Origin of the sequence: Bradyrhizobium sp. cf659 (assembly GCF_900113725.1) — a bacterium.
GTDB lineage: Bacteria > Pseudomonadota > Alphaproteobacteria > Rhizobiales > Xanthobacteraceae > Bradyrhizobium.
Genome location: NZ_FOQJ01000007.1, coordinates 96447 through 118911, shown reverse-complemented (window position 1 = coordinate 118911; position 22465 = coordinate 96447). Strand labels below are relative to the sequence as shown.

Annotated in this window: 22 protein-coding genes; 20 read left to right on the top strand and 2 right to left on the bottom strand. The window is 66.7% G+C overall.

Annotated elements, in window-relative coordinates; genetic code table 11:
• Positions 1-115 precede the first annotated feature (115 nt).
• A complete protein-coding gene (locus BM118_RS41730) occupies positions 116-271 on the bottom strand; it encodes a hypothetical protein (protein ID WP_091892367.1) in 156 nt (51 codons plus the stop codon).
• Between the two features lie 169 nt (positions 272-440).
• Between BM118_RS41730 and BM118_RS26315 the strand changes: the two genes are divergently transcribed.
• From BM118_RS26315 to BM118_RS26245, 15 genes are all read left to right on the top strand, one after another.
• Positions 441-1016: a cytochrome c oxidase subunit 3 family protein gene (locus BM118_RS26315; protein WP_092188791.1), complete on the top strand. Its 576-nt coding sequence runs from the start codon at positions 441-443 to the stop codon at positions 1014-1016.
• On the top strand, positions 1016-1279 hold the full coding sequence (locus tag BM118_RS26310; RefSeq protein WP_092188789.1) for a cytochrome C oxidase subunit IV family protein: 264 nt from the start codon (positions 1016-1018) through the stop codon (positions 1277-1279). The genes BM118_RS26315 and BM118_RS26310 overlap by 1 nt, the downstream gene beginning before the upstream one ends.
• A gap of 95 nt (positions 1280-1374) precedes the next feature.
• Complete coding sequence (locus BM118_RS26305; RefSeq protein ID WP_092188787.1) at positions 1375-1827, top strand: c-type cytochrome; 453 nt, start codon at positions 1375-1377, stop codon at positions 1825-1827.
• A 52-nt stretch (positions 1828-1879) separates the two neighbouring features.
• Positions 1880-3226 carry a cbb3-type cytochrome c oxidase subunit I gene (locus BM118_RS26300; protein WP_092188785.1) on the top strand — a complete coding sequence of 449 codons (1347 nt, stop codon included), beginning with the start codon at positions 1880-1882 and terminating at the stop codon, positions 3224-3226.
• A gap of 62 nt (positions 3227-3288) precedes the next feature.
• Positions 3289-4098, top strand: a complete 810-nt coding sequence (locus BM118_RS26295) for a CbbQ/NirQ/NorQ/GpvN family protein (RefSeq protein ID WP_092189147.1) — start codon at positions 3289-3291, stop codon at positions 4096-4098.
• A 10-nt stretch (positions 4099-4108) separates the two neighbouring features.
• Positions 4109-6028: a nitric oxide reductase activation protein NorD gene (locus tag BM118_RS26290; RefSeq protein WP_092188782.1), complete on the top strand. Its 1920-nt coding sequence runs from the start codon at positions 4109-4111 to the stop codon at positions 6026-6028.
• Positions 6029-6270: 242 nt separating this feature from the next.
• Positions 6271-6933, top strand: a complete 663-nt coding sequence (locus BM118_RS26285; RefSeq protein ID WP_092188780.1) for an HAD family hydrolase — start codon at positions 6271-6273, stop codon at positions 6931-6933.
• A gap of 8 nt (positions 6934-6941) precedes the next feature.
• Complete coding sequence (locus BM118_RS26280) at positions 6942-7892, top strand: sugar-binding transcriptional regulator (RefSeq protein ID WP_092188778.1); 951 nt, start codon at positions 6942-6944, stop codon at positions 7890-7892.
• A gap of 412 nt (positions 7893-8304) precedes the next feature.
• Positions 8305-9558, top strand: coding sequence for an ABC transporter substrate-binding protein (locus tag BM118_RS26275; RefSeq protein WP_244550259.1), 1254 nt, complete (start codon positions 8305-8307; stop codon positions 9556-9558).
• A 93-nt stretch (positions 9559-9651) separates the two neighbouring features.
• Positions 9652-10524, top strand: coding sequence for a carbohydrate ABC transporter permease (locus tag BM118_RS26270; protein ID WP_092188776.1), 873 nt, complete (start codon positions 9652-9654; stop codon positions 10522-10524).
• Positions 10525-10527: 3 nt separating this feature from the next.
• Positions 10528-11358, top strand: a complete 831-nt coding sequence (locus tag BM118_RS26265) for a carbohydrate ABC transporter permease (protein WP_092188774.1) — start codon at positions 10528-10530, stop codon at positions 11356-11358.
• Positions 11359-11373: 15 nt separating this feature from the next.
• Positions 11374-12381, top strand: coding sequence for an ABC transporter ATP-binding protein (locus BM118_RS26260; RefSeq protein ID WP_092188772.1), 1008 nt, complete (start codon positions 11374-11376; stop codon positions 12379-12381).
• Between the two features lie 40 nt (positions 12382-12421).
• Positions 12422-13195 carry an SDR family NAD(P)-dependent oxidoreductase gene (locus BM118_RS26255; RefSeq protein WP_092188770.1) on the top strand — a complete coding sequence of 258 codons (774 nt, stop codon included), beginning with the start codon at positions 12422-12424 and terminating at the stop codon, positions 13193-13195.
• A 38-nt stretch (positions 13196-13233) separates the two neighbouring features.
• Positions 13234-14880 carry an FGGY-family carbohydrate kinase gene (locus BM118_RS26250; protein WP_092188768.1) on the top strand — a complete coding sequence of 549 codons (1647 nt, stop codon included), beginning with the start codon at positions 13234-13236 and terminating at the stop codon, positions 14878-14880.
• Between the two features lie 5 nt (positions 14881-14885).
• On the top strand, positions 14886-15821 hold the full coding sequence (locus tag BM118_RS26245; RefSeq protein ID WP_092188766.1) for a carbohydrate kinase family protein: 936 nt from the start codon (positions 14886-14888) through the stop codon (positions 15819-15821).
• A 4-nt stretch (positions 15822-15825) separates the two neighbouring features.
• Here BM118_RS26245 and BM118_RS26240 read toward each other — a convergent pair whose 3' ends face one another.
• The gene (locus tag BM118_RS26240; RefSeq protein WP_092188764.1) at positions 15826-16713 is read right to left on the bottom strand and encodes a LysR family transcriptional regulator; all 888 of its coding nucleotides are present in this window, start codon (positions 16711-16713) and stop codon (positions 15826-15828) included.
• A gap of 121 nt (positions 16714-16834) precedes the next feature.
• Here BM118_RS26240 and BM118_RS26235 point away from each other — a divergent pair, with 121 nt between their 5' ends.
• The 5 genes from BM118_RS26235 to BM118_RS26215 all read left to right on the top strand — a co-directional run bounded on the left by BM118_RS26235 (position 16835) and on the right by BM118_RS26215 (position 22433).
• Positions 16835-18256, top strand: coding sequence for an amidase (locus BM118_RS26235; protein WP_177234738.1), 1422 nt, complete (start codon positions 16835-16837; stop codon positions 18254-18256).
• 319 nt (positions 18257-18575) lie between these two features.
• The gene (locus tag BM118_RS26230) at positions 18576-19526 is read left to right on the top strand and encodes an ABC transporter permease (protein WP_092188759.1); all 951 of its coding nucleotides are present in this window, start codon (positions 18576-18578) and stop codon (positions 19524-19526) included.
• Positions 19523-20416, top strand: coding sequence for an ABC transporter permease (locus tag BM118_RS26225; protein ID WP_092188757.1), 894 nt, complete (start codon positions 19523-19525; stop codon positions 20414-20416). Before BM118_RS26230 ends, BM118_RS26225 begins: the two co-directional genes overlap by 4 nt.
• Positions 20417-20418: 2 nt before the next feature.
• Positions 20419-21432: an ABC transporter ATP-binding protein gene (locus tag BM118_RS26220; protein WP_177234702.1), complete on the top strand. Its 1014-nt coding sequence runs from the start codon at positions 20419-20421 to the stop codon at positions 21430-21432.
• The gene (locus BM118_RS26215; RefSeq protein WP_092188753.1) at positions 21429-22433 is read left to right on the top strand and encodes an ABC transporter ATP-binding protein; all 1005 of its coding nucleotides are present in this window, start codon (positions 21429-21431) and stop codon (positions 22431-22433) included. The genes BM118_RS26220 and BM118_RS26215 overlap by 4 nt, the downstream gene beginning before the upstream one ends.
• The last annotated feature ends 32 nt before the right edge of the window (positions 22434-22465 follow it).

Below are 22465 nucleotides of genomic sequence, written 5' to 3'. Positions count from 1 at the left end.
GTAGGGTGGGTTAGCCCCGCGGCTGCGCGAAGCGCAGTCCGCTGGGCGTAACCCACCACTTCTGTCTCCGCGGAAACTAAAGTGGTGGGTTACGCTTCGCTAACCCACCCTACGATTACTGCGTCGTGAACAGCACCGCCGCGATGGCGACGGAGAGGCTCACCGCCGAGACGGTTGCCACCGTCGACAGCACGCCCATTCGCCTGAGCGCGATGGCGAACGCGATGATGATGGGGGTCGCGGTCATCAGCCCGATTTGTGCATCGCTCATGTCGTCGCTCGCCGCTCCCTGACATCCTGAGGCGGTTCCTACCGCGATCCGGGCGGGCGGACGTTGCGTCGGCGCAAACAAGCCCGCGCCATCCATCAGTTTGTCCGGCGACAAACTCGGCTCGGGGCAGGCGGGCTAAGTCTGTCCGGTGTCCTGATCCGGAAAGCAGATGTCGGCGACCGATTGCGAACAACAGGGAACCGGCTGGGGCATCCTCGAGGATCTCCCCGGCGATCCCATGATCTGGGTGCTGATCTTCAGCGAGCTTGCCGCGTTCGGCTTGTTCCTCGGCGCCTTCATCGTCGCCCGCGCCGTTCATCCCGCGATGTTCGCAGCCGGACAGGCCACGCTCGATGCGCATCTCGCCGGACTCAACACAATTGTCCTGGTGACCAGCGGCTGGGCCGCAGCCCGCGGGACCGCAGCCGCACGGGCACGACGCAAGCGGGCCGCGCGCGGCTGGCTGTTCGGTGCCATGGCCCTTGGCGGCGTCTTCATCGCGATCAAGCTGTTCGAATATGCCGGCGAGATCGCGCAGGGAAACGGTCTGGAGACCAGCCCGTTCTTCACGCTGTACTTCCTTCTCACCGGCTTTCATCTCCTGCATGTCGGCCTCGGCATCGTGATCCTGGCCGTCGTTTCCCGGAGGGCGGAGGTGACCGGCGTCGAGACGGGAGCCGCCTTCTGGCACATGGTCGACCTGCTGTGGATCGTCATGTTTCCGATTCTGTATCTGGTGCGCTGATGCTTCCGGATCGTCTCGACCTCACATGGGTCGTGCTGATCGGCCTCGCGCTCGCGACCGTTCTGGTTCCATCCCTTGTGACGCGTCCGCTGCTCGGCAACGCCCTGCTGCTGACCTTCGCCGCGCTCAAGGGCCGCCGGATCGTGCTCGATTTCCTCGATCTTCGCGCTGCGCCGGCGCTCTGGCGCGGCCTCGTGAGCGCCTGGGTCGTCATCGTCCTGCTGTTTGCCTGGTCCGTGTCGGCCGTCGTCGCCCTGATCTGACGCGCTCATTGCGCCCTGACAAAGAACCGGCCGGGCGAAGCGGCAATAAATCGCAGCATCGCACTTCGACAGGAATCAACCGGAAAGGATTGGCAATGGCTGAACGCCTGACCAAGTCGGCCGCTCGAAACGTCTTCTACGGCGGTTCGGCTTTTTTCTTCGCCATCTTCATAGGGCTGACGGCGCACAGCCATTACTACATGGCCACGACCTCGACCGACGCGACGACGCTGACGTCGTCGGTCGCCCGCGGCAAGCATGTCTGGGAGAAGAACTCCTGCATCAACTGCCACACGCTGCTGGGCGAGGGCGCCTATTTCGCCCCTGAGGTCGGCAATGTCTGGGATCGCTGGGGCGGCAACGAGGATCCGGCCGCCGCGCGCGAGACGCTGAAGGCCTGGATGCAGTCGCAGCCCTCGGGCGCGCCCGGGCGGCGGCAGATGCCGCAGTTCAACCTGACCGACCAGGAGCTCAACGATCTCGCCGACTTCCTGCAATGGGTGAGCACGATCAAGCGCCAGGAATGGCCGCCGAACAAGGCCGGCTAAAGCGCCTGCCTCTTTCAAGTCCTTGCCTCTTTCAAGACAGAGAGAACCCGAGATGAAATACCAAACCCAGAAAGTCGCGATGCTGTATTTCTACGGCGCGCTGACGCTGTTCCTGGCCCAGGTCCTGTTCGGCCTGCTCGCCGGAACCATCTACGTCCTGCCCAACACCCTGTCGACCCTCCTGCCGTTCAACATCGTCAGGATGATCCACACCAACGCCCTGATCGTATGGTCGCTGATCGGCTTCATGGGCGCGACCTACTTCCTGCTCCCGGAGGAGACCGAGACCGAGCTGTACAGCCCACTGCTGGCCAAGATCCAGTTCTGGATGTTCTTCGGCGCGGCGGGCGTCGCCGTGGTCGGCTATCTCTTCCACTATCACGAGGGCCGCGAGTTCCTCGAGCAGCCCTTCATCATCAAGGTCGGCATCGTCGTGGTCTGCCTGATGTTCCTGTTCAACGTGACCATGACGGCGCTCAAGGGCCGCAAGACCACGGTGACCAACATCCTGCTGTTCGGCCTGTGGGGCGTTGCGATCTTCTTCCTGTTCGCCTTCTACAACCCGGCGAATCTCGCCGTCGACAAGATGTACTGGTGGTACGTCGTCCACCTCTGGGTCGAGGGCGTCTGGGAGCTGATCATGGCCTCCGTGCTCGCCTATCTGATGATCAAGCTCAACGGCATCGACCGCGAAGTCGTGGAGAAGTGGCTCTACGTCATCATCGGCCTTGCGCTGTTCTCCGGCATCCTCGGCACCGGCCATCACTTCTACTGGATCGGCGCGCCCGGCTACTGGCAGTGGATCGGCTCGCTGTTCTCCACGCTCGAGGTCGCGCCGTTCTTCACCATGGTGATCTTCACGGTGCAGATGACCTGGAAGGCCGGCCGCAAGCATCCGAACCGTGCTGCGCTGCTGTGGTCGGTCGGCTGCTCGGTGATGGCGTTCCTCGGTGCCGGCGTCTGGGGCTTCCTGCACACGCTGTCCTCGGTGAACTACTACACCCACGGCACCCAGGTCACCGCCGCGCACGGCCATCTCGCCTTCTTCGGCGCCTATGTGATGCTGAACCTGTCGGTGATGGCCTATGCGATCCCGCAGCTCAAGGGACGCGCGCCCTACAACCAGTGGCTCAGCATGACGAGCTTCTGGATCATGTGCACGGCGATGATGACCATGACCTTTGCGCTGACCTTCGCCGGCGTGGTCCAGGTCCATCTTCAGCGCGTGCTCGGCCAGGGCTACATGGACGTGCAGGACCAGCTCGCGATGTTCTACTGGGTCCGTCTCGGCTCCGGCGTGTTCGTGGCGATCTCCGCGCTGATGTTCGTCTGGGCCGTGCTGGTGCCGGGTCGCGAGAAGCAGGCGGCCATGCCTGCCGCGCTGCAGCCGGCTGAGTAAACGCAAATGGCGGCCGCGGTTCGCCGCGGCCCCCTGCTTCCTGGAAAGTCCGGAGAGACATGATGAAACCTGCCCTTCACACGGTGACCTCGGCGCCCGCGCTGCCGGTCTATGTCGCAACCGGCAACGAATGCGCGCTGTTCGAGCACGCCTGGCGTCATCAGCTCCCGGTCCTGCTCAAGGGGCCGACCGGTTGCGGCAAGACGCGCTTCGTCGCGCATATGGCGGCGCGGCTCGGATTGCCGCTCCACACCGTCGCCTGCCACGACGATCTCACCGCCGCCGATCTCACCGGCCGCTACCTCCTGAGGGGCGGCGACACCGTATGGACCGACGGCCCGCTGACGCGCGCGGTGCGCGAGGGCGGCATCTGCTATCTCGACGAGGTGGTGGAAGCCCGCAAGGACGTCACCGTGGTGCTGCATCCGCTCACCGACGATCGCCGCATCCTGCCGCTGGAGCGTACCGGCGAGGAGCTCGCGGCACCGAAGAGCTTCATGCTCGTCGTGTCCTATAATCCCGGCTACCAGACGCTGCTCAAGGCGCTGAAGCCCTCGACGCGGCAGCGCTTCGTCGCCATCGAGTTCGGTTTCCTGCCGCCCGAGCAGGAGATCGCGGTGGTGTCCGCCGAGAGCGGGCTGCCGCCGGATCGCGTGCGGCCGCTGGTCGCGCTCGCTGGCCGGCTGCGCGCACTTAGGGGTCACGATCTGGAGGAGGGCGTCTCGACCCGCCTCGTCGTCTATTGCGCCACCCTGATTGCCGCAGGCGCGTCGATTGCCGATGCCGTCCTGGCCGGCATGATCGAGCCCTTGACCGACGACGCCGACGTCAAGGCCGCGCTGCTCGACGTCGCGCGCGCCGTGATCGGGTGAGGCCGGTCCCATGCTCGACTTCCTCGAACTGGAGGAGACGGTCGGCCGTGCCTGGCACCGGATGGTCGGCGGCACTGCGAGCTATCCGGTTCACGCCGAACAGGCGGTGTCGCTTGCGGAGGTGAGGGGCCGGATCGCGGTGATGTTCCGTGCGCTCGGCGGCGAGGCCGGCGTGCAGATCGCAAGCGCCGGTGCCCGCAAGTCCGGGCATCGGCTCGGCTGGCGGCAACGCATCGGCCTCGGCGACGAGCGTCTCGAGCAACCGGGCCGCGACACCGCGACCATCTTCCTGCCCGATCGCATCGCGATCTTTCCCGACCGTGAACTGAACGCATCTCTCTATCGCTGGCTCGCGGCATGGTTCGCGGTCGCACCGATCGAGACGATCGTGGAGGCCGATCCGCTCAGGCGCGATCTGCTGGTGCTGCGCCGCGCCGCCGAAACGGCGGTCTTTGTGCTCACGCAGTTTCCCGGGCTCGTCGCCGATTACGCGCAGCTTGCCGCGGCCACCGCCGAGGCCCGGCCGCGGCGTCCCTTGCCGCGCATCGAGCAGGAGGTCGAACAGATCGTCCTCGCCCTGCTCGGAGCGGGACCTGCGCCCGCGGGCAAATTGTGGCCGGCGATGATGGGAACGGAGCCGCTGCCGGACAAGGCGCCGCCGGGCTATCGTTCGATCCTGCCGTGCCCGCTCTGGGGCGATTGCTGGACGCGCGAGCTGTCGCCCGCGCATGCAGGCGAGGACGCGTGCGCTGATGGCGCGGAGCCCGCAGCCCAGGACAACCGCAAACGCTTTGCCGTCCGCGAGCGCGAGGACGGCGCCAGTCGCCGCGATCCCTTCGTGCTCAACCGCTTCGAAAAGATCCTTGCGATGGCCGAGATGGTCAATGTCGATCGCCCGGCCGACGACAGCGATGACGAAGACGCGCAGAAGGCGGCCGACGATCTCGAGGAGATCACGCTTAGCCGCCGCAGCGGCAAGCCGGCGAGCCGTTTCAAGTTCGATCTCGACCTGCCGCCGGAAGCCCTCGACGCCTCGCGCTTGAATGCGGATTTGACCTATCCCGAATGGGATTATCGCAGCAGCTCCTATCTGCCCGATCATTGCCGCGTGCTCGCCGGCGCAGCCTCCGAGATCGGCGAGAGCTGGATGCCCGACGAGACCATGCGCCGGCACGTCCGCCAGGTGCGCCGCCGCTTCGAGATCCTGCGGCCGCACCACGAATTGATGCGTGCCCAGGCCGACGGACACGACCTCGATCTCGACGCGCTCGTGCGCGCGCGGTGCGATCTGCGTGCCGGCGGTCATGGTGCGGGTCTTGACCGCGTCCACATGGCGATGCGGCCGCAGGGCCACGATCTTGCCGTCACGCTGCTCGTGGACGTCTCGCTCTCGACGGACGCGTGGGTTGACGGCTATCGGGTGCTCGACGTCGAGAAGGAAGCGTTGCTCGTGCTCGCGCATGGGCTGTCGGCCTGCGGCGACCACCACAGCATCCTGACCTTCACCTCGCGCCGGCGGTCCTGGGTGCGGCTCGAAACGATCAAGGCGTTCGGCGAGCCGATGAGCGGCGCAGTGGAACGCCGCATCGGCGCGCTCAAGCCCGGTTATTACACGCGGATTGGTGCTGCGGTGCGCCACGCCTCGGCCGAGCTTGCGCGCCAGCCGCAGCGCAAGAAGCTGCTGCTCGTCCTCACCGACGGCAAGCCGAACGACGTCGATCACTATGAGGGGCGCTTTGCGGTCGAAGACACCCGCAAATCCGTGCAGGAAGCGCGCCGGCTCGGCATCGCGGTCTTCGGCGTGACGGTCGACGCGACGGCGCAATCCTATTTTCCGACGCTGTTCGGGCGCAGCGGCTATGCCATCGTCGGCAACATCAAGCGATTGCCCGCGGCGCTGCCGGCGATCTACCGGCAGGTGGCGCATTGATGGAGCAAAGCCCGGCGACGCGAGCTCAACCGCATAAGGGGTCGTCATGCCCGGGCTTGTCCCGGGCATCCACGTTCTTGGCGCGGTTGAAGAAAGGTCGTGGATGGCCGGGACAAGCCCGGCCATGACGATGTGGAGGCTTCCATGTTCCACGCTCTCGCAAGAGATGCGGTTGCCTTGCCCGTGACGCCATGCTCAGGTGAGCTATTGCTCACTTGATGGGTATATGATCGAATGGCCGGATGGACCAAAGTCGGCCGGGATATGATCTCGTCATCTTCGATTGCGACGGCGTGCTCGTCGACAGCGAGCTATTGAGTTGCCGGTGCCTGTCCGAGGTGCTGGCCGAGTTCGGCCTCGCGCTCAGCGAAGAGCAGGCGCTCGAGCTGTTTCTCGGGCGCAGCACCAAGGCGATCGAGCAGCATTACCGTGATCTCGGGCAGGTCGTGCCGGACGGCTTTCTGCCGCGCCTGAAGTCGCGCGTGCTGGAGACGTTTGCCGCCTCGCTCGAGCCGATCCCCGGGGTAGGGGCGGTGATCTCCAAACTCACCACGCCGTTCTGCGTGGCCTCGTCCAGCGACATCGACCGCGTCTCGCTCTCGCTCGATGTCACCGGTCTTCGGGCGCGTTTCGGCGCGCGGCTCTACACGGCGCAGATGGTCAGGCACGGCAAGCCGGCGCCGGATCTCTTTCTCCACGCGGCGGCGCAGATGGGCGCGGAGCCCGCGCGCACGCTGGTGATCGAGGACAGCGTCAGCGGTGTGCAGGCGGGCAAGGCGGCCGGCATGACGGTCTGGGGATTTGTCGGCGGCAGCCATTATCGCGCCCGCGACGGCCGCGCTATATTGTCCGCCGCCGGAGCCGATCGGGTCTTCGCGCGCATGAGCGATTTCTGGGAGGCGTGATTTCAGCGATGGCCGCCGAGAACGACAAATCGAGACTCGACGACGCCGCGCGGGCCGGCTGGCTCTATTTCATCGCCGGCCATACCCAGGACGAGATCGCGAAGATGCTCCAGGTCTCGCGCGCCTCGGCGCAGCGGCTGGTCTCGCTCTGCCTTGCCGAGCGTCTCATCACCTTCCGGCTCGAACATCCCATCGCTGCCTGCATGGAATTGGCGGCGCGCCTGAAGCAGCGGTTCGATCTCGTCCATTGCGAGGTGGTGCCGGACGATCCTGCCGCGCCGCAGGCGACCGCCGGCATTGCCGAGCGCTGTGCCGCTCTGCTCGATTCCACGCTGCGCTCGGAGACGCCCGTCATCGTCGCGCTCGGCACGGGGCGGGCGGTGCGCGCCGCGGTCGAGCGCGTCACGCCGATCGACCGGCCCAATCACCAGATCGTCTCGCTGGTCGGCAACATCTCCGCCGACGGTTCGGCAAGCTTCTACGACACCGTCGGCCGGCTCGCCGACCGCACCGGCGCGCGGCACTACCCGATGCCGCTGCCGTTCCTGATGTCGTCGGAGGACGAGCGCAACAAGATGGTGCGCATCGAGCCGATCGCGAAGGTGAAGGCGGTCGCGGCCAAGGCCGATTTGCGCCTCGTCGGCATCGGCCAGATGGACCAGAAGGCGCAGGTCCATGTCGACGGCTTCGTCACCCGTGACGAATTGTTCGAGATGATGCGCCTGGGGGCGATCGGCGAGATCACCGGCTGGGCCTATGACGCCAAGGGCCGCCTGCTCAAGGCCGGCACCAACAAGCGCCTCACCAGCATTCCCCCGGAAGTGCCGGCCAAGACCACGACCATCGGCGCCGCGGTCGGCGCCGCCAAGGTCCCGGCGATCGCGGCGGCGTTGAGCGGGGGCCTGATCAACGGCCTGATCACGGACGAGGCGACCGCAAGGGCCATCCTGGAGCGTTGAGGCGCGGGATTTCGCTGCTCGCGCCGCTGTCATCGTCCGCGCAGGCGGACGATCCAGTACGCCGAGGCTCCTCTTGGGGCAAACCAATAGACGACACGGCGTACTGGATGCCCCGCCTGCCGCCTACGCTAAAGCTTCGGCGCCCCTGGACCTCAACCCCGGCGAAGCCTTGGCGTGGCCGGGTCGCGGGGCATGACACTGCGTGTAAGGCGATAGCTCGGCTCATCTCCCGCATCGCAGCACTCAGAAATTGCCAAAAGGCCCGCGCGCCTGCTTGACAATCCTCCGTCCGTGAGTTGAACATACGCCCAACGCGTGAGCATATGCTCAAAACGCGAGTTTGAGGGAGGTCACCGTGAAATACGTCCTCGGCGCCGTCTGCGGCGCGTCTGTGCTGCTGGCCGTCCCCGCGATGGCCGAAACCACCCTGACGATCGCCACCGTGAACAACGGCGACATGATCCGCATGCAGGGGCTGACCGGTGAATTCACCAAGAAGAATCCAGACATCACCGTCAAATGGGTGACTCTGGAAGAGAACGTGCTGCGCCAGCGCGTCACCACCGACATCGCCACCAAGGGCGGCCAGTTCGACGTGCTCACCATCGGCACCTATGAGGTGCCGATCTGGGCCAAGAAGGGCTGGCTGGTGCCGCTCGCCAATCTCGGTGCCGACTACGACGTCGCCGACCTGCTGCCCAAGATCAAGGACGCGGTCTCCGCCGACGGCAAGCTCTATGCCGCGCCGTTCTACGGCGAGAGCTCGATGGTGATGTACCGCACCGACCTGTTCGAGAAGGCCGGCCTGAAGATGCCGGAAAAGCCGACCTGGGATTTCGTGATCGACGCGGCCAAGAAGCTCACTGACAAGAGCGCCGGCACCTACGGCATCTGCCTGCGTGGCAAGGCCGGCTGGGGTGAGAACATGGCGTTCCTCTCCGCGATGGCCAATTCCTACGGCGCGCGCTGGTTCGACGAGAAGTGGCAGCCGCAGTTCAACACGCCGGAATGGAAGACGACGCTCACGACCTATGTGAACCTGATGAAGGACGCCGGTCCTCCCGGCGCGAGCTCCAACGGGTTCAACGAGAACCTGGCGCTGTTCAACGCCGGCAAATGCGCGATGTGGATCGACGCGACGGTGGCGGCGTCCTTCGTCACCAATCCCAAGGATTCCAAGGTCGCCGACAAGGTCGGCTTTGCGCTGGCGCCCAACACCGGGCTCGGCAAGAACGCCAACTGGCTGTGGGCCTGGAATCTGGCGATCCCCGCCGGCTCGCAGAAAGCGGAAGCGGCCGAAAAGTTCATCGCCTGGGCCACGAGCAAGGACTACACCAAGCTGGTGGCGGCGAAGGAGGGCTGGGCCAACGTGCCGCCGGGCACGCGCACCTCGCTCTACCAAAACCCCGAATATCTGAAGGTCGCGCCCTTCGCCAAATTGACGCTGGCCTCGATCGACGCGGCCGATCCGAACAAGCCGACGGTGAAACCCGTGCCCTATGTCGGCGTGCAATACGCCGCGATCCCCGAATTCCAGGGCATCGGCACCCAGGTGGGCCAGCAGTTCTCGGCTGCGCTCGCGGGCTCGATGACGGTCGATGCCGCGCTCACCGCGGCGCAATCCGTGACCGAGCGCGAGATGAAGCGCGCCGGCTACATCAAGTGAACCCGAGCTCTCCCTCCTGAGCTCAAACTTGCGGCCATCCACCAGCCCAGCCCCGGCGGATGGCCGCCTTCTTCCCCAGAGGAGAAGTCAGGGATGGCAACCCGGCAGACGCAGTTTCTGGCGCGCTCGCTCCTGACCCCGGCCGTCGGGCTGCTCTTCATCTGGATGATCGTCCCGCTCGCGCTGACGATCTATTTCTCGACGCTGCACTACAGCCTGCTCGATCCCGGCTCCGAGGCGTTCGTCGGGCTTGAGAATTTCCGTTACTTCCTCACCGATCCCGCCTTCCTGGCTTCGCTCCAGAACACCCTGGTGCTGGTCGGCTCGGTGCTGGCGCTGACCATTCTGCTCGGCATTCCCCTGGCGCTGCTGATGGACCAGCCCGTGATCGGCCGCAACATCGTGCGGCTGATGGTGATCGCGCCGTTCTTCGTGATGCCCACGGTGAGCGCGCTGGTCTGGAAGAACCTGTTGATGCATCCGGTCTCCGGCCTGTTCGCCTGGCTCGCCAAGCTGTTCGGATTGACGCCGATCGACTGGTTCAACGATGTGCCGCTGTTCGCGGTGATCCTGATCGTCGCCTGGCAGTGGCTGCCGTTCGCGACGCTGATCCTGCTGACCGCGCTGCAATCGCTCGACGAGGAGCAGAAGGAGGCCGCCGAGATGGATGGCGCGAGCGCGGTCTCGGCCTTCATCTACATCACGCTGCCGCACCTGGCGCGTCCCATCACCGTGGTGATCCTGATCGAAACCATCTTCCTGCTCACGGTGTTCGCCGAGATCTTCGTCACCACCGGCGGCGGGCCGGGCCTCCAGACTACCAACATCGCCTTCCTGATCTATTCGCAGGCGCTGATCCAGTTCGACGTCGGCAGCGCCTCCGCGGGTGGCCTCGTTGCGGTGGTGATCGCCAATGTCGTTGCCTTCTTCCTCGTCCGCATCGTCGGCCGCAACCTGGAGGCCTGAATCATGGCGCGGATGGCGACGACGCAGCGGGTGGTGATCTCGACGATCGGGGCGTGGTTCTTCGGCTTCCTGATCTTCTTCCCGATCCTGTGGATGGGGCTGGCGAGCTTCAAGACAGAGCTCGAGGCCTTCGCCATTCCGCCGTCCTTCCTGTTCTTCCACTGGACCACGGAAAACTACGCGACCGTGCAGGAGCGCAGCGACTATCTGCACCACGCCATGAACTCGATCATCATCGCCGGCGGCTCGACCTTGATCGCGCTCTTGATCGCCATTCCCGCGGCCTGGTCGATGGCGTTCTCGCCGACCAAGCGCACCAAGGACATCCTGCTCTGGATGCTCTCGACCAAGATGATGCCGCCGGTCGGCGTGCTGGTGCCGATCTACCTGATCTACAAGAGTTTCGGCCTGCTCGATTCCCGCATCGGCCTCGTCTTCATCCTGTGCCTCGGCAATCTGCCGATCGTGATCTGGATGCTGTTCACCTATTTCAAGGAGATCCCGCGCGACATCCTCGAAGCCGCGCGCATGGACGGCGCCACCATCGGCCGCGAGCTGGTCTACGTGCTGACGCCGATGGCGATCCCGGGCCTGGCCTCGACCATGCTGCTCAACCTGATCCTGGCCTGGAACGAGGCGTTCTGGACGCTCAATCTGTCGACCTCGAGCGCCGCGCCGCTCACCGTGTTCATTGCGTCCTATTCGAGCCCGGAAGGGTTGTTCTGGGCCAAGCTGTCGGCGGCCTCGACGCTGGCGATCGCGCCCATTCTCGTCCTCGGTTGGTTCAGCCAGAAGCAGCTCGTGCGCGGGCTCACCTTCGGCGCGGTGAAGTAGAAGGGCTGCCGGATCATGGGTCAGATCACACTTCAGGACGTGCAGAAGTCCTTCGGCCCCGTGCACATCATCAAGGGCGCCGATCTCGACATTGCCGACGGCTCCTTCGTGGTGTTCGTCGGTCCCTCCGGCTGCGGCAAGACCACGCTGCTGCGGCTGATCGCCGGCCTCGAGGATGTCTCCGGCGGCAAGATCCTGATCGACGGCAAGAACGTCGTCGACACGCCGCCTGCCAAGCGCGGGCTGTCGATGGTGTTCCAGTCCTATGCGCTCTATCCCCATATGAGCGTGCGCGGCAACATCGGCTTCGGCCTGAAGATGGCGGGCCTGCCCAAGGACGAGATCAACCGCAAGGTCGAGGCGGCCGCCGCGACGCTCAATCTCACGCCCTATCTCGATCGCAAGCCGCGCGAGCTTTCCGGCGGCCAGCGCCAGCGCGTCGCGATCGGCCGCGCCATCGTGCGCGAGCCCAAGGCGTTCCTGTTCGACGAGCCGCTCTCCAATCTCGACGCGGCGCTCCGCGTGCAGATGCGCATCGAGGTGACGCGGCTCCAGAAGCAGCTCGGCACCACCGCGATCTACGTCACCCATGACCAGGTCGAGGCCATGACCATGGCCGACAAGATCGTCGTGCTCAACGGCGGCAAGATCGAGCAATACGGCTCGCCGCTGCAGCTTTACGAGAAGCCCGCCAACCTCTTCGTCGCCGGCTTCATCGGCTCGCCCAAGATGAACTTCGTCACCGGCGAGCTCGCCAGGCAGCAGGGCGCGGCCACCATCGGCGTGCGGCCGGAGCATCTCAAGATCGAGCGCGACGGGACCGACGGCTGGCAGGGGACGATCGCGGTCGCCGAGCATCTCGGCAGCGACACGTTCCTTTATGTCGATGCGGGCCCGCTTGGCATGCTGACCGCGCGCTACATCGGCGAATTGAGCCTGCATGCCGGCGATCATGTGTCGCTGGTGCCGGAGCCCGCGCGCATCCACCGCTTCGACGAGAGCGGCAACGCTCTTCGCGGCTGACAAGAAACGGCAAGAGACGGCAAGAGACGGAAAAACCAACATGTACCTGGAAAAATTCAAGCTGAACGGCAAGACCGCGTTCATCACCGGCGGCGGGCAGGGCATTGGGCTCGCCTGCGCCGAGGCGCTGGCCGAGGCCGGCGCCAGGGTCGTGATCGGCGACCGCGACAGCAAGGTCGCCGACAGCGCCAAGGCCGGCCTGAAGGCCAAAGGGTTCGACGTGGAGACCGCGGTCATGGACGTGACCGACACCAAACGCGTCGCCGAGGTCGCCAATGACCTCGTCGCCCGCCACGGCAAGGTTGACATCCTCGTCAACAATGCCGGCATCGCCCGCAGCGAGACGCCGGCGGAGACCGTGACCGACGAGCACTGGCTCAACGTCATCGACGTCAACCTGAACGGCACCTTCTGGTGCTGCCGCGAGTTCGGCAAGCACATGCTGAAGGTTCAAAGCGGCGCCATCGTCAATGTCGGCTCGATGTCCGGTTTCATCGTCAACAAGCCGCAGGAGCAGTGCTTCTACAATGCATCCAAGGCCGGCGTGCACCATCTGACCAAGTCGCTCGCCGCGGAATGGGGCGCGCGCGGCATCCGCGTCAACGCGGTGGCGCCGACCTATATCGAGACGCCGCTCAACGCCTTCGTGAAGAGCAATGCGAAAATGTACGACGCCTGGATCGGCGGAACCCCGATGGCGCGGATGGGGCAGGTCGAGGAGATCGCCTCCGTCGTGCTGTTCCTCAGTTCGGAAGCCGCGAGCCTGATGACCGGCAGCATCGTGCTGGTGGATGGCGGCTACACTTGCTGGTAGGCTTGCGTCAAAACTGACGAGAGCGACCGGGAGCGACAATGCCGCGAGCGTATATCGGCGTCGACGTGGGGACCACCAGCACGCGGGCAGGGGTGTTTGACGAGGCCGGCACGCTGCTGGCGACGGCCCGGCACCCGATCAGGATCTGGCACGAGGCCGGCGATATCGTCGAGCAGTCATCCCAGGACATCTGGGAGGCCTGCGTGACATCCGTGCGGGCGGCGATGGCGGAAGCTGCCATCGCGCCCGACAGCGTCGGCGGCATCGGCTTCGACGCCACCTGTTCCCTCGTGGTGCTCGACCTCCAGGGCGAGCCGCTCACCGTCAGCGCCTCGGGCGAGGCGCAGCGTAACGTCATCGTCTGGATGGACCATCGCGCCACGGCCGAAGCGCGGCTGATCAACGAGACCGAGGATGCGGTGCTGCGCTATGTCGGCGGCTCGATCTCGCCCGAGATGGAGATGCCGAAACTGTTGTGGCTGAAGCGGCATCTGCGCGCGAGCTTCGACGCCGCAGGCCATTTCTTCGATCTGGCAGACTACCTGACCTGGCGCGCAACCGGCGCGCTGCAACGCTCGACCTGCACCGTCACCTGCAAATGGAATTATCTCGCCCATGACGGCGGCGGCTGGAGCGCGCCATTCTTCAAGCGCATCGGGCTGTCCGACTTCGTCAACGAGAAATACGCCCGCATCGGCACCGAGATCGTCGCGCCGGGCACGCGGCTCGGTGCAGGTCTCACCGGCCCGGCCGCGGCCGAGCTCGGCCTGTCGCCGGGCACGCCGGTCGGTGCCTCGCTGATCGACGCCCATGCCGGCGGCATCGGCGCGATCGGTGGCCGCGATGGGGCTGGCGGGACGAGCGATGTCAGCGACCGCCTCGCCTACATCATGGGAACGTCGGCCTGCATCATGGCGACGACCAAGGAGCCATGCTTCGTGCCGGGCGTATGGGGTCCCTATTATTCCGGCATGGTGCCGGACTTCTGGCTCAACGAGGGCGGCCAGTCGGCCGCGGGCGCCGCGATCGACCATCTCCTCAAATCGCATCCTGGCTTTGCCGAGGCGAGTGCAGCTGCGCGGAGCGAGGGCCTCGACCTCATCGAGTTCCTCGAGCGTCGCATCATCGCACGCGCCGGCGATGCCAGCCGCGCCGCGCTGCTCGCCCGTGACGTCCACGTGCTCCCGGAATTCATCGGCAACCGCTCGCCCTATGCCGATCCTGACACACGTGCCGTGATCGCCGGCCTCGATCTCGACACCGACATCGCTTCGATGGAGCGGCTGTTCGTCGCCGGCCTCTGTGGTCTCGCTTATGGGCTTGCCGAGGTGATCGAGGCCTTTGCCGCGCATGGCGTCCGGTCCAGCATCATGATCATGGGCGGCGGCGCCAGCCGCAGCCCGCTGGTGCGTCAGATCATGGCCGACACCACGGGCCTCACCGTCGCGCTGCCGCAGACCAGGGAGCCGGTGCTGCTGGGCGCCGCGATGCTCGGTGCGGTGGCCGGCGGCGCCTATGCCTCGATCGGCGAGACCATGGCCAAGATGTCGGCGCTGGGACGCAAGAGCGAGCCGACCGCGCCCGACATGGCCGCGTTTCATTCCCGCAAGCGCGACGTGTACAAGCTGCTGCGCGAGCTCGATCGCGGCAGCCGTGCCGCGATGCGCGACATCGCCCGAGGTTGAAACGAATGCTGATATCCTGCGGCGATGCGCTGATCGATTTCGTGCCGACGCGAAACGCGGACGGACGCGAGGCGGTAATGCCCGCGGTCGGCGGCTCCTGCCTCAACGTCGCGATCGGCATGGCGCGCTTGGGCGCACCGACCGGCTTCGTCGGCGGCATCTCGACCGACCTGTTCGGCCGCATGATCGCGGAGCACGCAACCGCCTCGCATGTCGAGCTCGGCCTTGCCACTCGCAGCGATCACCAGACCACGCTCGCTTTCGTTCGCATCGTCGCCGGCGAGTCGCATTACGCCTTCTATGATGCCGAAACCGCGACGCGGAACTGGACCTACCGGCGCGGGTCGATTCCCTTCGCGGACGTTGAGGCCCTCCATGTCGGCTCGACCACGCTGGTCAACGATCAAGGCGCGGCCGAAACGAAGGCCCTGATCGCGGACGCGCGGATGTCGTCGACGATCTCCTTTGATCCGAACTGCCGCCCCAACCTCGTCAAGGACAAGCCGGCCTATCTCGCGCGCACGGCCGAGTTCGCGGGGAGCGCCGACCTCATCAAGATGTCGGACGTCGACTTCGCCTACCTCTACGGCGAAGAGCCGTATCAGCAGCGCGCGAGCATGCTGCTCGGGCAGGGCACAAGCCTCGTCGTCATCACCCTCGGCAACAATGGCGCGATTGCGTGGCACGCGAGGGCAGGGCAGATCGAGGTCGCAGCGCCCAAGGTCGAGGTCGCCGACACCATCGGCGCCGGCGACAGCTTTCAGGCGGCGCTGCTGTTCGCCCTGCACAAGCAGGGGCGGCTGGCGCGGCAGCAGCTGAAGGCCATCAGTATCGACGAGCTCGGCCGCGCGCTGTCCTTTGCCGCCAATTGCGCCGGTCTCACCTGCACCCGCCCGGGCGCCGATCCGCCCTGGAGCCATGAGATCGCCTGGCCCTTGTAGCCCGTCACAGCGGCGCGACGACCTTTTCGGCGCATTTGAGGAAGGTGCGGATCAGCGGGCTGTGCGAGTCCCGCCGCCAGCACACCGCGATGTCGATGGAGTCGGTCGCATCGCGCAGCGGCCGGAACACGATGCCGTGCGGGGCGCCGAGCTTGGCGCAGGCCGGCAGGATGGCGAGCCCTTCACCGGCGAGAACCAGGCTCATCGCCGAATGCACCGTCTCCACCCGGCTCGCGATCGGCATCACGATTTGATGCCGCCGCAGCAGGGCCGCGACCATGGAAGAGGCGGGGTCCTGGTCCGGCCGCGGCAGCGCGATCAGTGGGCGGCCCTGCAATTTCGCCATCGGCACGGCACTGAGACGGGCGAGCGGCGAGCGGATCGGCATCGCCAGCATGAACGGTTGCGCGCCGACCCGCGCCACCTGGATCTCAGGGTGATGGATCGCCGGCATGCACAGCGCGACCGTGACGCTGCGGTCGAGCAGCCGCACCTCGCGCGTCGAGGCGCTGAGCTCGGCGAAGTCGAGGTCGACGCCGGGAATCGACCGCCGCAGCTCCGGGATCAGGCGCGGCAGCACCGCATTGGCCAGCACGAACATGTAGCCGACCGACAGCCGGCCGCGCCGCCCCGATGCAACCGCACGCGCAGCTTCAGCGCCGTCGGCCGCAAGCGCCAGCGCCTCGCTGGCGCGCGCCAGCAGCGCCTGGCCCGCCTCGGTCAGGTCCATGCCGCGCGTGCCGCGGCGGAACAGCGGCGCGCCGATCTCGGCTTCTAGCTTGCGGATCTGGACCGAGAGCGGCGGCTGCGCCATGCGCAGCCGTTCGGCGGCCTTGCCGACGCTGCGCGCCTCGGCGACGGCGACGAAATAGCGGAGCCGGCGAAGATCCATTGGCATACCGAAAACGTATGGGTTGACGACCAAAATGGTATTGGACGGCGAGTTAACAAAACTGTCATTCTCGCTGTCAATGGCTGGCCAACGGGGGCCGGCTTCGGAGCGTGATGTGACGATGAACGGCGATCCCTGCCTGCTGTCCGCAACCGAGCTGCGCGGCCTCATCGCCGGCAAGCGGATCTCGCCCGTCGAGATCACCCGGGCCGTGCTCGCGCGCGCCGAGGCGCTCCAGCCCCAGTTGAACTGCTTCATCACGATCTGCGGCGACGAGGCGATGGCGGCGGCGCGCGCCGCCGAGCGCAAGATGATGGCCGGCGAGCCGCTCGGCCTGCTGCATGGCATCCCCGTTACCGTCAAGGATATCGTCAACACCAAGGGCGTGAAGACCACCTTCGGCGCCGTTCCCTACAAGGACAACGTGCCGGCCGAGGACGCGGTGGCGGTGGCGCGGCTGCGCGCGGAAGGCGCGATCCTGATCGGCAAGACCACGACGCCCGAATTTGGCAGCAAGTGCCTGACGGATTCACCGCTGTTCGGCCGCACCCGAAATGCGTGGGACGCCTGCCGGTCTTCGGGCGGCTCCAGCGGCGGCGCGGCGGTCGCCGTTGCCAGCGGCATCGCGCCGCTCGCGATCGCGACCGACGGCGGCGGCTCGACGCGAATTCCCGCCGCCTGCAACGGCGTGGTCGGGCTGAAGCAGAGCAACGGCGTCATTCCGCACAGCCAGGCGCTGGACGTGTTCGGCAACCAGACCTACGTCACGCCGACCACCCGCACCGTCGCCGACACCGCGCTGATGATGCAGGCGATGGCCGGCGAGGATGCCTGCGATCCCTGGTCGATCGGCGTTCCGGTGCCCGATTTCGTCGGCACCGCCGCCCCGCGCGGCGATCTGCGCGGGCAAAGGATCCTGTACTGCCTGACGCCGCCGGGCCGTCCGGTGTCCGCCGAGGTCGCGGCCAGCTTCAGGGCGAGCCTCGACCGGCTGGCCGGGCTCGGCGCCGAGCTCGAGGAGTTCTCCGGCGAGGGTTTCGACATCGAGCCGATCTGGCGCGCCATCAACCACACTGTCTGGCGCACGCGCTTTGCCAAGCTCGCGGCCGAGCACAAGGAGGAGCTGAGCGAGGCCTTCCTCAAGCAGCTCGCGCTCGCCACCGAGGTCAGCGGCGTCGACTACCAGGAGGCGATGTTCGCGCGTACCGCGCTGTTCCGCCGCGTGCAATCGCTGCTTGCGCGCGGGCACTTCCTGGCGATGCCGACCCTCACGCGCACCGCGCTGCCGATCAAGCAGGATTTGTTCGGCACCATCGAGATCGACGGGGCGCATTTCGACAGCGTCCGGCCGAACTGGTTCCCCTGGACCATGCCGTTCAACATGACCGGGCATCCCGCCGTCAGCCTTCCCTCAGGCTTCGGCCGCGATGGCCTGCCGATCGGGCTTCAGCTCGTCGGCCGCTTCCGGCGCGATGCGGAATTGCTGCGCGTGAGCGCGCTGTTCGAGGCCTCCGCCGACCTCCTGTCCCGCCGGCCGGAATGACGACATGCGCATGCAGCAAGCCACTTGCGCGCAAAGGACTTGCGTCCGCCGTCCGGACATGTTGATCGTGCCGCGGATGAGCCCCGAAACCGAGCGCGCATGAGCGTATTTGTCCCAATGCGGCATGGCGCCCGCAACCCCCTCGGTGTCGTCCTGGCGAAAGCCAGGACCCATACCGCGGAATTTATCGGTGACGGGCGGTGTCAGTACCGAACGACCAGTCTTCGCCAAACCGCTCCCTGGGGTTATCGCGACGAGCGCGAAGCGCTCGCTCGGGGGTCCTGGCCTTCGCCGGGACGTCATCGGAGCTCGTGAGCGCATGAGCGTATTTGTCCTCCGACGCCTGTTGACCTTGCTGGCGACGCTGGTCGGCGCATCGCTGATCATTTTCCTGGTGCTGGATGCGCTTCCCGGCAACGCCGCGCAGATGCTGATGGGTGCCGACGCCTCGCCGGACGCGGTCCGCGCGCTCACCGTCAAGCTTGGGCTCGACCAGCCGCTGGCGGTTCGCTATCTGCAATGGATCAAGGGCCTGCTCGTCGGCGATCTCGGCAACAGCTATGTCTACGGCACGCCGGTCGCCAGCCTGATCGCGGAGCGGCTGGTGCTGACCATTCCGCTCGCGATCATGGCCATGTCGATCACGGTGACGCTGGCGCTCTCGGCCGGCATCTACACCGCCGCCAACCACAACAAGCTCGGCGATGTCGGCGTGATGTCGCTGACGCAGGTCGGCATCGCGCTGCCGAATTTCTGGTTCGCGATCCTGCTGGTCCTCTTGTTCTCGGTGCGGCTGCAATGGCTCTCGGCGGGCGGTTTCGCCGGCTGGGAGGACGGCATCTGGCTGGGGGTCAAGTCGCTGCTGCTGCCGGCAATCTCGCTCGCGGTGGTGCAGGCCGCGATCCTCGCCCGCGTCACGCGCTCGGCCGTGCTCGAAGTGCTGCGCGAGGATTTCGTCCGCACCGCGCGCGCAAAGGGCCTCGGCAAGCGCGAGGTGCTGTGGCGCCACGTGCTGCGCAACGCCATGATCCCCGTGATGACGGTGATGGGGCTGCAATTCGCCAATCTGCTCGCCGGCACCATCGTGATCGAGAACGTGTTCTACCTGCCGGGCCTCGGCCGCCTGATCTTCCAGTCGATCGCCAACCGCGACCTGATCGTGGTGCGCAATTGCGTGATGCTGCTCGCGACCATGGTCGTCATCGTCAATTTCGTGGTCGACGTGCTCTATGCCTTCATCGATCCCCGCATCAAGGTGCACGACCTGTGAGCGCGCCCCTGACCAACTCGATGGATGTGCCGGTCGCAACGCGCCCGCTGCCCGCGCGCACGTTCTGGCGCCGGGCGCTGCGCCATCGCAGCTTCGTCCTCGGCGGCGCGCTGAGCCTGCTGGTGCTCGTCTCGGCGCTGCTGTCGCTGGTCTGGACGCCCTGGTCGCCCTACGAGATCGACATCGCCGCGAAGCTCCGGCCGCCGTCGGCGGCGCACTGGCTCGGCACCGATTCCTTCGGCCGTGACATCGTCTCGCTGCTGCTCGCCGGCGCCCGCTCCACCATCATGGTCGGCATCATCGCGGTCAGCATCGGTCTCACCTTCGGCGTTTGTCTGGGCCTGATCGCCTCGGCGCGGCGCGGCTGGACCGAAGAGATCATCATGCGCTTCTCCGACTTCACCTTCGCCTTTCCGGCCGTGCTCTCCGCGATCATGCTCGCCGCGGTCGTGGGGCCGGGCATGGTGACCTCGATCGTCGCGATCGGCATTTTCCAGATCCCGACGCTGACCCGGCTGACGCGCGGCTCGGCCAACGCGATCTGGGCGCGCGAATTCGTGCTGGCCGCGCGCGCCTCGGGGAAGGGCAAGTTCCGCATCACCATCGAGCACGTGCTGCCCAACATCCTGTCGATCCTGATCGTGCAGGCGACGATCCAGTTCGCGCTCGCCATTCTCGCGGAGGCCGCACTGTCCTATCTCGGCCTCGGCACGCAGCCGCCGCAGCCGTCCTGGGGCCGGATGCTGAACGATGCGCAGACCTTGCTGTTCCAGTCGCCGATGCTCGCCGTCTATCCGGGCGCCGCCATCGCGGTCGCCGTGCTCGGCCTCAATTTGCTCGGCGACGGCTTGCGCGATCTGCTCGACCCACGACTGGCGCGGGAGCGATGACGATGGCTGAGCGCTCCACCATGCCGCTGATCGAGGTCGCCAATCTCGGCGTCCGCCTCAACACCAGCCGCGGCCCGGCGCAGGCCGTGCGTGGCGTCAGCTTCGCCCTGAAGCGCGGCGAGACGCTCGGCCTCGTCGGCGAATCCGGCTGCGGCAAGTCGGTCACTGCGATGTCCCTGATGGGCCTGTTGCCGGACAGCGCCGCCGTCACCGGCAGCATCAAGCTCGATGGCAGCGAGCTCGCCGGGCTTGCGGATGCGGATTACTGCCGCCTGCGCGGCAACCGCATCAGCATGATCTTCCAGGAGCCGATGACCGCGCTCAATCCGATGCACACGATCGGCCACCAGGTCGCCGAGCCGCTGCGGCGTCACAAGAATTTCTCGGCGTCGCAGGCGCGGAGAGAGACGATTGCCTTGCTCGATCGCGTCGGGCTGCCCGATCCGGCACGGCGCGTCGATGCCTATCCGCACCAGTTCTCCGGCGGCCAGCGCCAGCGCATCACCATTGCGATGGCGCTCGCCTGCGAGCCGGACCTGTTGATCGCGGACGAGCCGACCACCGCGCTCGACGTCACCATCCAGGGCCAGATCCTCGACCTCATCGCCGATCTCGTCGAGGAGCGCGGCATGTCGATGATCCTGATCTCGCACGATCTCGGCGTCATCGCCGAGAACGTGCAGCGCATGATGGTGATGTATGGCGGCACCGTCGTCGAGAGCGGGCCGACCGACGAGGTGTTCCGCCGCATGGGCCATCCCTACACGCAAGGCCTGTTCCGCGCCCGTCCGAAGCTCGGCGCCCGCAAGGGGACGCGGCTGACAACGATCTCGGGCACCGTGCCGGAGCTTGCGGATCTTCCGGCCGGCTGCACTTTCTCCGAACGATGTCCGCTCGTGATCGATCGGTGCCGCGCCGCGCTGCCGCCGATGGTCGAAGTCGGCCCCGGTCACGTCGTGCGCTGCGTGCGCACCGATGTCTCCATGGCCGAGAACGTCGGAGCGCTGTCCGCATGAGCACCGCGCCTCTTCTCGACGTCAGGGATCTCGAGCAGCGCTACACGCTGCCGCGCGAGAGCCTGTTCCGTCCGCCCGGGCAGGTGCGCGCGCTCAACGGCGTGAGCGTGCGGGTCCAGGCCGGCAAGAGCCTCGGCATCGTCGGCGAGTCCGGCTCGGGCAAGTCCACCTTCGCGCGGGTGGTGATGGCGCTGGAGCGGCCGACATCGGGGCAGGTCGCGCTGCTCGGCCGCGACCTCAACCGCCTCCCGGCCGACGAGCTGCGCCGCGCGCGCCGCGATTTCCAGATGGTGTTCCAGGACCCTTACGGCTCGCTCGATCCGCGCCAGACCATCGCCCGCATCGTCGCCGAACCCCTGACCGTGCTGGACGGCGCTGATCGCACCACGTTCCGGGAACGCGTCGCCGCGGTACTGCGCCAGGTCGGCTTGCGCGATGCCGACATGGACAAATATCCGCACGAATTCTCCGGCGGCCAGCGCCAGCGCATCGCGATCGCCCGCGCGCTGATCACCCAGCCGAAGCTGATCGTCGCCGACGAGCCGGTCTCCGCGCTCGACGTCTCCGTGCAGGCCCAGGTCCTGAACCTGATGCAGGACCTCCAGGAGCAGTTCGGGCTGAGCTATATCCTGATCAGCCATGACCTCGCCGTCGTCGACTATCTCTGCGACGAGGTCGCGGTGATGTATCTCGGCCGGATCGTCGAGCAGGGGCGGCCGGACGATCTGTTCGAGCGCTGCGCCCATCCCTATACGCGGGCGCTGCTGGATGCCGTGCCGCGGGCGCGCGCCGGCGGTGGCCGGCGCCGGCGCGGGGCGCAGGCGATCGCCTCGCAATCGGTGGCCGCCGCGGGGTGTCCTTATGTCGCGCGATGTGCGCTCGCCGACCAGCATTGCCGCGAGGCCCTGCCTGAGCTACGCAAGGTGGGCGGGGCGCATCTCGCCGCCTGCCACAAGGCGGAAGCCGTGATGGCGTTGCCGCAAGCGGCCGCGGAGGGTTAGTCTCGGGCGCAGGATTGGCGTAGACTGGGAAT